Origin of the sequence: Prevotella sp. LMAG:51 (assembly GCF_008680225.1) — a bacterium.
GTDB classification, from domain to species: domain Bacteria; phylum Bacteroidota; class Bacteroidia; order Bacteroidales; family Bacteroidaceae; genus Prevotella; species Prevotella pectinovora.
In genome coordinates this window covers 1-15,008 of the sequence record NZ_NALQ01000011.1, presented here as the reverse complement: position 1 = coordinate 15,008, position 15,008 = coordinate 1, and the positions used below count along the sequence as shown (strand labels likewise).

9 protein-coding genes are annotated in these 15,008 nt (G+C 50.1%); 7 read left to right on the top strand and 2 right to left on the bottom strand.

Translation table 11 applies throughout. The features are described 5' to 3' along the window. The first annotated feature begins 32 nt into the window (after window positions 1-32). The 7 genes from recJ to ilvC all read left to right on the top strand — a co-directional run bounded on the left by recJ (window position 33) and on the right by ilvC (window position 10,063). The gene (gene recJ / locus CCC32_RS03855) at window positions 33-1,757 is read left to right on the top strand and encodes a single-stranded-DNA-specific exonuclease RecJ (RefSeq protein WP_022316390.1); all 1,725 of its coding nucleotides are present in this window, start codon (window positions 33-35) and stop codon (window positions 1,755-1,757) included. Window positions 1,758-1,775: 18 nt separating this feature from the next. Then, window positions 1,776-3,680 (top strand): RecQ family ATP-dependent DNA helicase, encoded by a 1,905-nt coding sequence (locus CCC32_RS03850; RefSeq protein WP_287072450.1) that lies wholly within the window; start codon window positions 1,776-1,778, stop codon window positions 3,678-3,680. Between the two features lie 267 nt (window positions 3,681-3,947). Then, entirely contained in the window at window positions 3,948-5,750 is a 1,803-nt protein-coding gene (gene ilvD, locus CCC32_RS03845) for a dihydroxy-acid dehydratase (RefSeq protein WP_044073618.1), read from the top strand. Window positions 5,751-5,832: 82 nt separating this feature from the next. Next, on the top strand, window positions 5,833-7,557 hold the full coding sequence (gene ilvB / locus CCC32_RS03840; RefSeq protein WP_022316387.1) for a biosynthetic-type acetolactate synthase large subunit: 1,725 nt from the start codon (window positions 5,833-5,835) through the stop codon (window positions 7,555-7,557). Window positions 7,558-7,569: 12 nt separating this feature from the next. Beyond that, complete coding sequence (gene ilvN, locus CCC32_RS03835; RefSeq protein ID WP_022316386.1) at window positions 7,570-8,121, top strand: acetolactate synthase small subunit; 552 nt, start codon at window positions 7,570-7,572, stop codon at window positions 8,119-8,121. A 12-nt stretch (window positions 8,122-8,133) separates the two neighbouring features. Beyond that, a complete protein-coding gene (locus tag CCC32_RS03830; protein ID WP_044074044.1) occupies window positions 8,134-8,904 on the top strand; it encodes an acyl-[acyl-carrier-protein] thioesterase in 771 nt (256 codons plus the stop codon). A gap of 115 nt (window positions 8,905-9,019) precedes the next feature. Continuing rightward, a complete protein-coding gene (gene ilvC / locus CCC32_RS03825) occupies window positions 9,020-10,063 on the top strand; it encodes a ketol-acid reductoisomerase (RefSeq protein ID WP_022316384.1) in 1,044 nt (347 codons plus the stop codon). 163 nt (window positions 10,064-10,226) lie between these two features. Here ilvC and CCC32_RS03820 read toward each other — a convergent pair whose 3' ends face one another. Beyond that, window positions 10,227-14,525: a glycoside hydrolase family 2 TIM barrel-domain containing protein gene (locus tag CCC32_RS03820; protein WP_287072441.1), complete on the bottom strand. Its 4,299-nt coding sequence runs from the start codon at window positions 14,523-14,525 to the stop codon at window positions 10,227-10,229. 13 nt (window positions 14,526-14,538) lie between these two features. Continuing rightward, a partial coding sequence (locus CCC32_RS03815; protein WP_502705601.1) for a hypothetical protein occupies window positions 14,539-15,008 on the bottom strand: 470 nt, incomplete at its 5' end.

The following is a 15,008-nucleotide window of genomic DNA, read 5'->3' as shown; positions in this document are numbered from 1 at the left end:
ACATTCGCGAAGGAAATAAAAAGAATATATAAATGCATTTTAAATGGAAATACGATCCACCTACACCAGAACAAAAGAAAGATGCAGAAAAACTGATTGACAACCTGAAAGTCAGCCCCGTGATAGCGACGATAATGGCGAAGCGCGGAATAAAGGAAGAGGACGCAAAGAAATTCTTCCATCCGCAGCTCAACGATCTCATCGACCCTTTCCTTATGAAGGACATGGACGCCGCGGTGGAAAGACTCAACGAAGCCATGGGGCGCAAGGAACGCATCATGGTGTATGGTGACTACGATGTGGACGGATGTACTGCCGTCGCATTGGTTTACAAGTTCTTACAGCAGTATTACTCCAACATCGACTACTACATTCCCGACCGCTACGACGAGGGATATGGAGTGAGCCGTAAGGGTATCGACTTCGCCCACGAAACGGGTGTGGGACTGATAATAATACTCGACTGTGGAATAAAGGCGATAAAAGAAATTGAATACGCCAAAGAGCTGGGCATAGACTTCATCATCTGCGACCATCACGTGCCGGATGAGGAAATGCCACAAGCTGCCGCTATTCTGAACCCCAAAAGAGAAGACGACACCTATCCTTTCAAACATCTGTGCGGATGCGGTGTGGGATTCAAATTCATGCAGGCGTTTGCAAAGAGCAACGGCATTTCTTTCTCAAGACTGATACCGCTGCTCGACTTCTGCGCCGTGAGCATCGCTGCCGACATCGTACCGGTGACGGGAGAGAACAGGATTCTTGCCTACCACGGACTGAAACAGCTGAACCAGAACCCTAACATCGGACTGAAAGCCATCATCGACATCTGCGGACTGAACGGACGCACGCTGTCGATGAGCGACATCGTGTTCAAAATCGGACCGAGGATCAACGCTTCCGGACGTATGGAGAACGGAAGGGAGAGCGTGAACCTGCTCGTGGAAAAGGATTTCGCCGTGGCTTTCGACAAGGCGAAACACATCAACGAATACAACGAGCAGCGCAAGGACATAGACAAGCAGATGACCGAGGAAGCGAACTTGATTGTGGGCAGACTGGAGAGCCAGCAGAAACACTCGAGCATAGTGCTCTACGACGAGAACTGGAAAAAGGGCGTGATAGGAATCGTGGCTTCCAGACTGACGGAAATCTACGTGCGGCCTACCGTAGTGCTGACACGCGACGGCGAGCTCGCCACCGGTTCGGCACGAAGCGTGGCGGGATTCGACATATATGCCGCCATAAAGAGCTGCCGTGACCTGCTGCTGAACTTCGGCGGCCATACCTATGCAGCCGGACTGACGCTGAGATGGGACGACGTGAAGGAATTCAGAGACAGGTTCCAGGCATACGTGGAGGAACATATACTGCCGGAACACACCGAAGCGGCACTCAACATCGACGCCGTGATAGACCTGAAGGACATCACGAAGAAGATGCACAGCGAACTCAAGAAGTTCGGCCCCTTCGGACCGGGCAACACAAAACCGATGTTTGCCACAATGAACGTATACGACTTCGGCACGAGCAAGGTGGTGGGCAGAGAGCAGGAACACATCAAACTGGAACTCGTAGACTCAAAGTCGAACAACGTGATGAGCGGCATCGCCTTCGGACAAAGTGCCGCAGCACGATACATCAAGTCGAAACGCAGCTTCAACATCGCATATACCATAGAGGACAATATCTTCAAACACAACGACGTGCAGCTGCAGATAGAAGACATACAGCCGACAGAGGGACAGGCTTGAACATTATAACACTGGCAGATGGCAGACGACAAATACCTCAGGATTCTTAAGGAGTATTGGGGCTACCCTGACTTCAGAGGAATACAAAGAGACATCATTGAAAGCATCTGTGCCGGGAAAGACACTCTCGGACTGATGCCTACCGGCGGTGGAAAGTCTATCACCTTCCAGGTGCCTGCCATCGTCATGGAGGGGGTATGCCTCGTCATCACCCCACTCATAGCGCTGATGAAAGACCAGGTGGACGCTCTGAGAAAGAAGGGGGTGAAGGCATACGCCATCTATGGCAGCATGAAACATACTGAGATACTGAAGATTCTCGACAATGCCGTGCTCGGTGGCGTCACCTTATTATATATATCCCCCGAAAGACTGTCGTCAGAATTGTTTCTCAGCAAACTGAGCCACATGACCGTGAGCTTCATAACCGTTGACGAAGCCCACTGTATCTGCCAATGGGGATATGACTTCAGACCATCATATCTGGCAATATCCGAAATCAGAAAGATAAAGCCGGACGCACCTGTCCTCGCACTTACAGCCACCGCCACCCTACCCGCCATTGACGACATACAGAAACAACTCAACTTCAAGGAAAAGAACGTATTCCGCATGAGCTTCATGAGGAAAAACATAGCGTATATCGTCAGGACAGCCGACGACAAGCTCGAACAGGCTGCACATATCATACGATCGCTCAGCGGTTCGGCAATCGTGTATGTCTACAGCAGGAAGAAGACCAAAGAAGTGGCTGAATATCTCAACGACAACAATATCAGCGCCACCTTCTATCATGCCGGCCTCGACCATGCTGTGAGAGACTTGCGGCAGTCAATGTGGCAGGAGGACAAGGTGAAGGTGATGGTAGCCACCAATGCCTTCGGCATGGGTATAGACAAGCCGGACGTGAGGGTCGTGATACATATCGACAGTCCTGACTCCATAGAGGCTTATTTCCAGGAAGCCGGGCGCGCAGGCAGAGACGGAAACAAGGCTTATGCCGTATTGCTTTTCAACGGCAGAGACAAGTCGATACTGCAGCGCCGCATCGCCGACCAGTATCCTGACAAGGAATATATCAAGACCGTGTATGAACATCTTGCGTATTTCTTCCAACTCGCCGTGGGCTGCGGCTTCGAAAGGACTTTCGAATTCAACCTCGACAAATTCTGCAGAAACTTCAAACACTATCCGGCAAGAGTGGAATCGGCACTCAAGATTCTTGAAAAATCCGGATACATAGAATACAGCGAGGCAAGCGACAACAAGGCAAGGATGCGTTTCCTCATCGGACGCAACGACCTTTATCGCCTGAAAGACATGACCGATGAAGAGAACGCCGTCGTTGTGGCAGCACTCAGAAACTACAGCGGCATGTTCTCCGATTATGCCTATATCGAAGAGGCGCTTATCGCACAGCAGAGCGGTGTGGACGACCAGCAGACTCATGAAATACTGAAGACCCTGAGCAGAAAGCATATCATACATTTCATACCCCGCAAGAGCATACCACACATCAAATATACGCAAAGCCGCGTTGACTTCGAGGAGATTGTCATCCCGATGAAAGTGTATGACTGGCGAAAGAAACTGGCTGAGAAGCGCCTTGAGGCTGTGGTGACATACGCCGAGAGCGAAAAGGTTTGCCGCAGCCAGCAGTTGCTCAACTACTTCGGAGAGACACGGTCTGAGAGATGCGGACAATGTGACGTGTGCATAGAACAGAAAAAGAGAACAAGAGAGGACAAACAGAGAGACAAGGATATAAGACTCGCCATTCTGAAACTGCTCGAAGACAAGAAGCCTCATCACATAAAGGAACTTTACACCCTCGATTTCGACATGCCGTCGATAGAACGTGTGCTGCGACATATGGCGGACGAAGAGGAGGTGTATAATATTGAGGGCAAGATAACACGCTGACATCCGCATTGCACACTTCATATCATAATGTGTCATTATTCTGACATTTCTTTATTTTTTTAAGTTTTTTTGTTCTAAATGTATCTTAAAAAAGAAAATACGTGTGTCATTTTGTTCTATTGTTCGGAAAAACAAGTACCTTTGTAGGCAAATGCAAGGGCATTTGTCCGATATACAACAATAGCATTATTTTTGGCGTACAATCATAAACGCTCAAACACAAATTTGCAATACGAGGTATTAGCTTAATACTAAAAAAGGAATAAGATGAAGAATAAGTTGAGAAGTGCGGTATGCACCGAAGGAAGGAGAATGGCAGGAGCCAGAGCCCTCTGGGTGGCGGCAGGAATGAAACACGAACAGTTCGGCAAGCCAATCATTGCCATCGTCAACTCTTTCACTCAATTCGTGCCCGGACATACTCATCTGCACGACATCGGACAAATCGTAAAAGAAGAAATAGAGAAAATGGGATGCTATGCCGCCGAGTTCAACACTATCGCCATCGACGACGGAATAGCGATGGGACACGACGGAATGTTGTATTCCCTGCCTTCACGAGATATCATTGCCGACTCCGTGGAATACATGGTTAACGCCCACAAGGCTGACGCCATGATATGCATATCAAACTGCGACAAAGTGACGCCGGGAATGCTTATGGCGGCAATGAGACTTAACATACCTACCGTTTTCTGCAGTGGCGGACCGATGGAAGCGGGACGCTGGAAAGGCGCAAACGCTGACCTCATCACCGCCATGGTGAACGGTGCCGACAAGAGCGTAAGCGACGAAGAACTGAAGGAGATTGAAAGTTGTGCCTGTCCTGGCTGCGGTAGCTGTTCAGGTATGTTCACGGCAAACTCCATGAACTCGCTTACAGAGGCAATCGGCATGAGTCTGCCGGGTAACGGAACGATTCTCGCCACCCACAAAAACAGAATAAAGCTTTTCAAAGACGCCGCACACCTGATAGTGGAAAACGCCATGAAATATTATGAGGATGGCGACGACAGCGTGCTCCCGAGAAACATTGCCACAAGGGAAGCTTTTCTCAACGCCATGACTCTCGATATAGCGATGGGAGGAAGCACAAACACCGTGCTACATCTGCTCGCCGTGGCACAGGAGGGCGGCGTGGAGTTCACGATGAGCGATATCGACAGGTTGAGCCGTAAGGTGCCTTGTCTGTGCAAGCTCTCGCCGAACACACAGAAATACAGCATTCAGGAATGCAACCGTGCCGGTGGAATCTTTGGAATTCTGAACGAACTGGCAAAGGGCGGTTTGATACACAAAGGCGTGAAACGTGCTGACGGAAAGACTCTCGGCGAACAGCTCGAAAAATACGATATCACGAAATCTGCAGTCGACGAAGAGGCTGACAGGATATACCGCAGCGCTCCCGGAAGAAAGTTCTCTACCAAGATGGGATCACAAGACGAAAAATGGGAGACGCTCGACACCGACCGCAGCGAGGGCTGCATACGCGACCTCGGCCACGCTTATACGAAAGACGGTGGACTTGCCGTGCTGTTCGGAAACATCGCACAGGACGGATGCGTGGTGAAAACTGCCGGAGTGGACCCTGCATTGTGGCACTTCGAAGGACCGGCAAAGGTATTCGATTCCCAGGAGGATGCCTGCGAGGGAATCCTTGGCGGAAAGGTGAAGAAAGGCGACTGCGTGGTGATAACCCACGAAGGACCGAAGGGCGGTCCGGGAATGCAGGAGATGCTCTACCCCACTTCGTATATCAAGAGCATGCACATGGGTAAGGAATGTGCGCTGATAACAGACGGACGATTCAGCGGAGGCACATCGGGACTCAGCATCGGACATATATCGCCGGAAGCGGCAGCCGGTGGAAACATCGGAAAGATAACAGATGGCGACATCATAGAGATTGACATACCTGACAGAACGATAAACGTGAAGCTGACCGACGAAGAACTGGCGGCAAGGGAACAACGCCCGATGACCCGCCAGCGCACGGTGAGCAAGGCTCTCAGAGCATACGCACAGAGTGTAAGCTCTGCCGACAAGGGTGGCGTCAGAATAATAGAATAGGCTGACGCCACAGTGAGCCCCAACCCGTAAAGCGGATTGGAATTGAAGCACGAAACACAAATCAACAAATTGTAAGAGAAGAATGGCAAGAGAGAAGATAACCGGTGCGGAGGCGCTGATGCGATCATTGGCAAACGAAGGGGTGGATACCATCTTCGGTTATCCTGGAGGAGCGATAATGCCGGTGTTCGATGCGTTATACCACTATACCCGCGGCGACAACAAGGTGTTCAACCATATCCTTGTGCGCCATGAACAGGCGGCGGCACATGCTGCAGAAGGATATTCAAGGGTGAGCGGAAAGGTTGGAGTATGTATCGTGACAAGCGGTCCTGGAGCCACCAACACCGTGACGGGTGTTGCCGATGCGCTCACAGACTCCACTCCTATTGTGGTCATTGCCGGACAGGTGGGCATCAGCGCTCTGGGCACAGACGCCTTTCAGGAGGTAGACCTCGCCTGTCTCGCACAGCCGATATGCAAATGGAGCTACCAGATAAGAAGACCGGAGGATATAGCCTGGGCTATCAGCCGGGCATTCTATATAGCTAAATCAGGAAGACCGGGACCTGTGGTCATCGACTTCCCGAAGAACATACAGCAGGCTCTTACTGAATATGAGCCTCAACACATCGACTTCATCAGAAGCTATAATGCCTATCCGCAGCCGGACGAAGAGAAGACGAGGCTTGCGGCGGAGCTCATCAACAAATCGAAGAAGCCGATTGCCCTCGTCGGTCATGGTGTGGAGATTGGAAATGCCCAGGAGGAACTGAAGGAGTTTCTGGAGAAGGCCGACATACCGGCAGCAAGGACTCTCATGGGATTATCTGCCCTGCCATCCGACCATCCGCTGAATATGGGAATGCTCGGCATGCACGGCAACTATGCACCGAACATAAAGGAACAGGAATGCGACTTGCTGATTGCCATAGGAATGAGATTCAGCGACAGGGTGACGAGCAATGTGGCTACTTATGCCAAACAGGCAAAGATAATCCATCTCGACATCGACGCTTCGGAGATTGACAAGAATGTGAAGACCGACATTGCCATCGTTGCTGACTGCAAGGAGTCGCTGCCCAAGATTACGGCTCTCGTCCACAAGAACAGCCATAAAGAATGGATAGACAGTTTCAAGCCTCTGTACGAAACGGAACGTGAACGTGTGATAGAGCCTGCCATCCATCCGAAAGGCAAATTCCTGCTCATGGCAGAAGTGGTGAACGCCGTGGCTGAAGCTACCGACGACAATACGGTGATGGTGAATGATGTGGGACAGAACCAGATGTTCTCTTGCAGATATTTCAAATTCGCCAAACCGCTCTCGTTAGTGACAAGCGGCGGACTCGGCACTATGGGCTTCGGACTGCCTGCTGCCATCGGTGCCACATTCGGAGCACCTGGCCGCACGGTGTGCATGTTTACCGGCGACGGTGGATTCCAGATGAACATACAGGAGCTCGGCACCATTATGGAACAGCAGACACCGGTGAAGGTTATCCTGCTCAACAACAACTATCTCGGCAATGTGCGCCAATGGCAAGACATGTTCTTCGGAGGCAGAAGGTCGTTCACAAGGATGATGAACCCGCAATACGAGCTTATCTGCAAGGGTTACAACATACCGTATGGACTCGCCGTGACCCACGAGGAACTGAAGGGGGAAATAGAGAAGATGCTCAGCACCGACGGACCGTATGTCCTTGAATGTGCTGTCTTGGAGGAGGACAACGTGATGCCGATGGTGCCTCCCGGCAAACCTATCAACGAGATGATTCTCGGAAAAGAGGATTTCAAAGAATAAAGGACTACAGAAATGGACAACGACAAGAAATTATATACTCTGCTCATTTATACAGAAAACATGGTGGGCATGCTGAGCCAGGTGACCGCCGTATTCACCCGCAGACAGGTGAACATCGAGAGCATCAACGCTTCGGCTTCAAGCATAGAGGGTGTACACAAATACACCATCACCACATGGAGCGACGAGGAACAGGTGAAGACGATAACGAAGCAGATAGAGAAAAAGGTGGACGTGATAAAGGCCGACTACTATACCGACGACCAGATATTCATCCGCGAAGATGCTTTGTTCAAGCTGTCAACGCCTGTCGTGATGGAGAATCCGGAGATTTCAAAGATAATACGCCGTGCCGACGCACAGATCATCGAGGTGAACCCTACGTTCTGCACAGCCATGCTGAGCGGCGTGACAAAAGACATCATCGCCCTTTACACCAATCTGCAGGAAAGAAACTGCGTGCTGCAGTATACTCGAAGCGGAAGAATAGCCATAACGAGGAATCCTGTGGAAGAAGTGAACGACTTGATATCAATGCGCGAGAACAACATGAAAAACCAATAAAGATAGAAGAAAATGGCAACATTAGGAAAAATCGGAAGATATGACTTCCTGTCGGAACCGTTCCATTGCGACTTCTCAAAGAAGCTCTTCATGGGACATCTGGGCAACCACTTGCTCAATGCGGCGGATTTCCATTCCAACGACCGCGACTTCGGTATGAACTATCTCAACCCTATCCACAAGACCTGGGTGCTGTCGCGACTGGCGATAGAGATGGACGACATGCCGGCGGCATACGAGAAGTTCAGTGTGGAGACATGGGTGGAAAGCGCCTTGAGATTCTTCACCAACAGAAACTTCCGCATCTGCAGCACTGATGACAGCCGCACATACGGCTACGGCAAGAGCGTGTGGGCGATGATAGACACGGAAACGAGACAGCCGCAGAATATCCTCGCCATCAGAGACGGTGAGATAGAACGGTATATAGAGAAAGACAAGGAATGCCCTATCGAAGGCCTGTCGAGAGTGAAGATGGGCAAGGAGGCGAAGCTCGCAAGGACAATCGACACGTATTACTGCGACGTTGACGTGAACGGTCATATCAACAGCATCAAATACATCGAGCATATCCTCGACCTCTTCGATATCGACCACTACCGCAAATTCCGCATCAGACGCTTTGACATAGCGTATGTGGCAGAAAGCTACTGCGGCGACAAACTGAATTTCTATACCGAAGAGCGCGACGACGATACGGTCTGCGTAAGGGTAACGAAGACAAACGCCGAGACCGTGGATGCTGAAGTGGTCAGATGTATGTTGAAGTTCGAGAAGATATAATAAAGGCTGATAGCAGTATATATAAAATACACCATTAACGGTCATTGGATCGTTAATGGTTATAAGGTAAAAAGAACATAAGTGCCTGAGGGCACATAACTAAAACAAAACAAATATGGCAGAAATGAATTTCGGTGGCGTTATCGAAACGGTAGTCACCAACAAGGAATTTTCCTTGGAGAAGGCACATGAAGTATTGAAGAACGAGACAATAGCTGTGCTTGGCTATGGCATCCAGGGACCTGGCCAGGCTTGCAACCTGCGCGACAACGGTTTCAACGTGATTGTTGGTCAGCGCCAGGGCAAGACCTACGACAAGGCAGTGGCTGACGGATGGGTGCCGGGCGAGAGTCTCTTCTCTATCGAGGAGGCTGCAGAGAAGGGTACCGTGATCTGCATGCTGCTCTCAGACGCCGGTCAGATACAGGTATGGCCTAAGATAAAGAAATATCTCACCAAGGGCAAGACTCTGTATTATTCTCACGGCTTTGCCATCAACTGGAACGACCGCACCGGTGTGGTGCCTCCAGAGGATGTGGATGTCATCATGGTGGCACCAAAGGGATCGGGCACCTCTCTGCGCACCATGTTCCGCGAGGGACGTGGCGTGAACTGCTCTTATGCCGTATATCAGGATGCATCGGGCAAGGCTGAGGAGAAGACTTTGGCATTGGGCATCGGCATCGGTTCGGGCTATCTCTTCAAGACCACTTTCCAGCGTGAGGCTACAAGCGACCTCACCGGTGAGCGCGGTTCGCTGATGGGTGCCATCGAGGGATTGTTCGAGGCTCAGTATGAGGTGCTCCGTGAGCATGGACACTCTCCATCAGAGGCTTTCAACGAGACCATAGAGGAACTTACACAGAGCCTCATGCCTCTCTTCGGCGAGAAGGGAATGGACTGGATGTATGCCAACTGTTCTACTACAGCCCAGCGTGGCGCTCTCGACTGGGCTCCGCGTTTCCGCGAGGCCATCAAGCCTGTCATGGAGTGGCTCTACCTCTCTGTAAAGACTGGCAAGGAGGCTCAGATTTCTATCGACAGCAACTCAAAGCCTGACTACCGCGAGAAGCTTAACGCCGAACTGAAAGCTATGCGTGAAAGCGAAATGTGGCGCACCGGAGTGACCGTGCGTCAGCTCCGTCCTGAAAACAACTGATAAGCTTGGATTAATCCACAAAAAAATAACTCTCCCGATAAGCATCAAGTCTTTGCCTGTAGCCTATCGGGAGAGTTTCTTTATTTTAGTCCCAACCGGTCTGAATATAAAGACCGGTTGGGATTGACGTTTATTCTCAAATCAGAGAACCTTTCTGCAAATATTATTCTGTTATCTGCACATTTCCACCTGATTGTGGTGTGAATCGCAATGTGTAGCTATAATTTCCAGATGATGGACACACATAATCAGACAGACAGCTGTCGCCACCACATGAGTTGTTGCCGAGGCCGCGCTGCATATAGTCGAAGTGAGCGTAAACCTGCGGGTCGCGTGTCAGGTCGTACCAGTGGAGATTAGTGTTCCACATCGAGTCGCCTGATGTGCACCATTCTGTCTCGTCGTAGTGTGAAAGAGAGAATGATGCTCTTCCGCCTGCCTTGATTCCGATCTGCACGTTAGAAGCCTTGTTGGTGAGAATAAGCTCACGCATATCCTCATGGTCACCGAATGTCTGGGGGTGTATCATCTCGTCCACCATGTCGTCTACCGTAGTGGTGAAGCGTCCGAGATAAGAACCTGTCTTGCGGTCGCTGTAGTTAGAACGAGGACCGCGGGCATAGAACTCCACGTTCTCGAAGCCGGAAGCGAACTGCATGCCCAAGCCGATGCGAGCGAGTGTTTCGCTTGGCGAGAATGTCACCTTCATGTCTACAGTGCCGTCAGGGTAGAATGTGTAATCGATGGTGTAGCTGCAGCCTGTTGCCGAACCATTGACAGACATCTTGGCATTGTTACCGCTCTTTGCGAGTGCTCTTGTGATGCTGAGGCTTGATGAATTGCTGAACGAAGGACTGAAGTTACGGTCATTGTCCACCTTACGGTAGCTATTGAAGTCTGGACCTGCTGCGATAAGGTTCTTGCCATCGTATGTCCATGAGGTCATCTTGCCTGATGAATTGAACACAATAGAATATGCCTTGCCGTTGTTGTCTGTACCTGTTACGGTATTGCCGCTTACGCTCAACGGGCCACCTGCTGAAGTGTAGCTTGGCAGCACCGGGAATCCCATTGTGCCGTCTGTACCCTTGGCTGTGCCGTTAGAGGTATTCTGCTCAGAGAGCGAGAACTGTGCGTCAGCGATGCTGTAGCCTTCCTCTGCCCATGTAGTCCAGTCGGCAGCGCCATTTGTCGGCTTCTTTATGCGCAGTTCTATGTTTACAAGATACTCTGCGCTGTTGTCCACTGCTGCATTTATTGGCAAGGTTACAGTTGCTGAAGAACCTGCAGCGATAGTCTGGAATGAAGCAAGAGTTCCTTCCTCCATCAGGCGACCGTCTTTCATCACGCGATAAGCGATGTCGAAGTTGTCTGATGAGATAGGCATAAACGCATACTTGTTCGCGATGTTTACAGACTTAGCAGAAGCGCTGAAGTCGCTGAACTTCACATTCTGGTACACCTTCTTCACCTCAGAGAGCTTGCCAGTCCATGTGCGGTCTGGTGTGATGATACCGTTGTTGAGGAAGTTGCCTTGGAAGCCATAGTTTATACCGCTTGTTGAGTTGTAGTCATAGCCAGACACCCAGTAGTTGAAGCCGTTTTCGCTCTTCTTCTGACGGTTAACAAGCCTTGCAGGGTCGTAAACCGATTGGTCTACCCAGTCCCAGATACAAGCGCCGATGATGCCGGTGCTGTTCTCAATCACATCCCAGTATTCCTTCAAGTTACCGACAGCCTGACCCATTGCGTGAGCATACTCGCAGATAAAGTAAGGCTTGCCGTTCAGTCCGCTTCTGTTTCCTTGTACTGACGAAACGGTTGGATACATGTTAGAACCGAGGTCGGAGTAATTTGTTCCGCTTCCTGCTCCCTCATAGTGAACGAAGCGTGAGTCGAGGTTCTTACACGTATTGTATGTAGTAGAGAAGTTGCTACCGCCGCCGCACTCGTTGCCCAACGACCAGAAGATTACACTCGGGTGGTTGCGGTCGCGCAGCACCATGCGCTTTGTGCGATCGTCCATAGCTGTTATCCAACTGCTGTTGCTTGACAAGTTCTGGTTGTAGTGGCACTCCACGTCAGCCTCGTCCATCACGTAGAAGCCGAGAGCGTCCATCATAGCGTACATCTTCGGCTGACGCGGATAGTGCGATGTGCGCACGGTGTTCACGTTAGCCTTCTTCATCATTGTGAGGTCCTTCATCATGGTCTCCATGTCGATGGCACGACCATACTCTGGGTGAGTGTCCTGAGTGTTCACGCCCTTGAAGTAGACACGCTTGTTGTTGATGTAGATGAGGTTGCCACTCTTTGTGATATTGCGGAAGCCGTACTTTGTAGAGAATGCCATCTCCTCAGCTCCGTTCTCGTCCTTCTGACTTACAACGACGGTGTAGAGATACGGATCTTCTGCGCTCCATGGACGCAGGTTGCTGAGACCGCTGAGTGTAACAGTCTTTTCTGCTGTTGATGTTCCGCTGTATGTCTGTGTTCCGGTAGCAATCTGATTGTCGTCAGCATCGAGCAACGACACCTGCAGAGTCTTGGTTGTAGAGACGGTGTTGCGGTTGTCTACAGTCAGCTTCACCGACATACTGCCGCTTGTAGCGTCGTTGTTGAGCGAAGATGTTATATAGTGGTCCGACACGAACACCTTCGGAGTAGCCACGAGATATACGTCGCGGTGAATACCAGAGAGGTGCCACATATCCTGACCTTCGAGATACGAACCGTCGCACCAACGATATACACGTACCGAGAGTTGGTTGTCGCCGGTAGTTACGAAGCCGGTGATGTCGAACTCAGCGTCGGTGTTAGAGCTCTGCGAGTAGCCTACGTATTTGCCATTAACCCATACTACAGCAGCGCTGTATACACCGTCGAAATGGATAAACACACGCTTGTCCTTCCATGTCGCAGGAATGTTGATGGTACGGCGATAGAAGCCCGTTGCGTTGTGGTCTGTTACGCCATACTCTGACATTCCAGAGTTCGCATTAGGTGGGTTGTTGCTGAACGGATAACCAACGTTGGTGTATACTGGTTTGCCATAGTTGGCCATTTCCCAAGAGAGCGGCACACGGATGTCGTCCCAACCGCTGTCGTTATAGTCCTTTGCCTGGAACTCACTTGCACCGGGGGTTGAACTATACCATGATGATGTTCCTGCAACATACTTGAACTTCCATGTTCCGTTGAGGTTGATATATTCAGCCTTTGTCTCGTCGGGCTGCTGCCAAGGCTCTGCGTAGTGCTTAGCGTCTGCCTTCATCTGCTCTACAGAAACGTAAGGGATGAATGTAGCGTGAGCGTCCTCCTTATAGTCGCCCACCTTGTTCTGATTGCTTATCCAGCTAACGCTGAAAGAACCGTGGTCAGAAGAGGTTGTACCACCGGTGCTACCGCCACCAGTTGATCCCTCTACTTTGATGAAGCCGAAGGCTGTTGCTCTATTTGAATCTGTTGTACGACCAAGCTTGCCGCCGTCGGTTCCATCGTATGTGAGGTAATAAGTTTTATTCTGTGTATAAGCGTAAATCTTATATGTGTGCTGTGTCGCATCTACCTCATCAAATTTCCATTCTTGGTTTACGTTAGCCTTACCACCATTGTAATCGTTTTCGGATGTCCACTGGAGTGGCATTACATTAGTGTTGTTGCCTGCCATGTCAAGAGCCTTGGAAGACATCACATTGACAATATGCCAAGGATATCTTGTAGAATACTTGCCCTGCTTTGTTATCCACTGCTGTCCGGTATTGCCGTCTGACTTGGCGGTTACTGTAATCTCCTCATCATTGTTAGATGTAGAAACAGTGAAGCATCTTGTAGGATAACCGGCAGGACATATATAATATGTGGAACCGTATGCCGGAACAGAGAAAGTTGTCGTTGGAGTAGTTGTGCCACCAGTAGTCTCCTTTGTGATGAGGCTAACTGACTTGTATGTAGCCCATGAGCGTGTACTGCCCTGAGTGCTACCATACTTAATAGACGTAAGGCTTAGGATATTGCTGATATTTGATGCATCGCAAATCTTCGTATCGTTAAGATACAGACCGTTCGAGTTCAACTCTATAGTAGTTTCACCGGAGATGTTGGTGTGGTCTTCACGGTAAGTGTTGCTTGCGCCACCATTGAAGCAGTTCACCTGCAAGGTATTGCTGCTCTTAGTATAGAAGAGGTGGATGACGTTAGCATTTCCCCATTCATTTGTACCCTGCAAGTTGTCACCGATAGAGAGCACGTTCTCGTATGTTGTGGTGCTCTGGCAGGTGCTGAGGTCGAGCACCGCCTTGAATGTCTGTTTCTGGAAGTCAATTGTTGTTTGCTTCGAGAACGACGAGCCGTTAGGCGTGTAATTGCTCAGAAGGTTTGTCTCCGCTGCGAACGCCTGCGTCACCATGAGAACGAGCAGTGCCGCTAATGCGACTATATGTTGCTTTATGTATGTTTTCATAAGGTCTTGGTTTTTATTTCACGATGAGTTTTATGCCGTTCACTATATATACTCCCGGTGTCAGTTTCGTTGAATTGGAACGATGGCGAACACGCTGACCATTGATGCTATACACATCGCCGATGGTGGCGCTTGAGGAATTGGGAACAGAAGAGATGTCGTTGGTCTCTGATGGATTCTCATCAACGCTCCATGTAAGTTCGCGAGCTGACTGCGAACTGGCTACATCTTCGAAATACATACGGAATCCTTTGGCTTCCATATCTGACCTGAGATGATAAATTTCGTCAGCACTGAAAACGTAAGACCCCGACTTGACGATGGTCGGAGAGAAGAATCCTGTCACCCTTGTCTGTCCTACAGTATCCTTCGGATTACCTTCGTCCTCATACCAAGAGGATGCGGTGATGCCAGCAAACTTATATGTTTGGTCTTTGTTCACTCTCTCAGGCTGTAGCAGGCAAGGCTTTCCTGCCTCAATGT

Bases quoted from the DNA above. Each gene is read 5' to 3' on its own strand.
- CCC32_RS03850 (WP_287072450.1), top strand. From the start codon at position 1,776: ATGGCAGACGACAAATACCTCAGGATTCTTAAGGAGTATTGGGGCTAC.
- ilvD (WP_044073618.1), top strand. From the start codon at position 3,948: ATGAAGAATAAGTTGAGAAGTGCGGTATGCACCGAAGGAAGGAGAATG.
- ilvB (WP_022316387.1), top strand. From the start codon at position 5,833: ATGGCAAGAGAGAAGATAACCGGTGCGGAGGCGCTGATGCGATCATTG.
- recJ (WP_022316390.1), top strand. From the start codon at position 33: ATGCATTTTAAATGGAAATACGATCCACCTACACCAGAACAAAAGAAA.
- CCC32_RS03820 (WP_287072441.1), bottom strand. From the start codon at position 14,525: ATGAAAACATACATAAAGCAACATATAGTCGCATTAGCGGCACTGCTC.
- CCC32_RS03830 (WP_044074044.1), top strand. From the start codon at position 8,134: ATGGCAACATTAGGAAAAATCGGAAGATATGACTTCCTGTCGGAACCG.
- ilvN (WP_022316386.1), top strand. From the start codon at position 7,570: ATGGACAACGACAAGAAATTATATACTCTGCTCATTTATACAGAAAAC.
- ilvC (WP_022316384.1), top strand. From the start codon at position 9,020: ATGGCAGAAATGAATTTCGGTGGCGTTATCGAAACGGTAGTCACCAAC.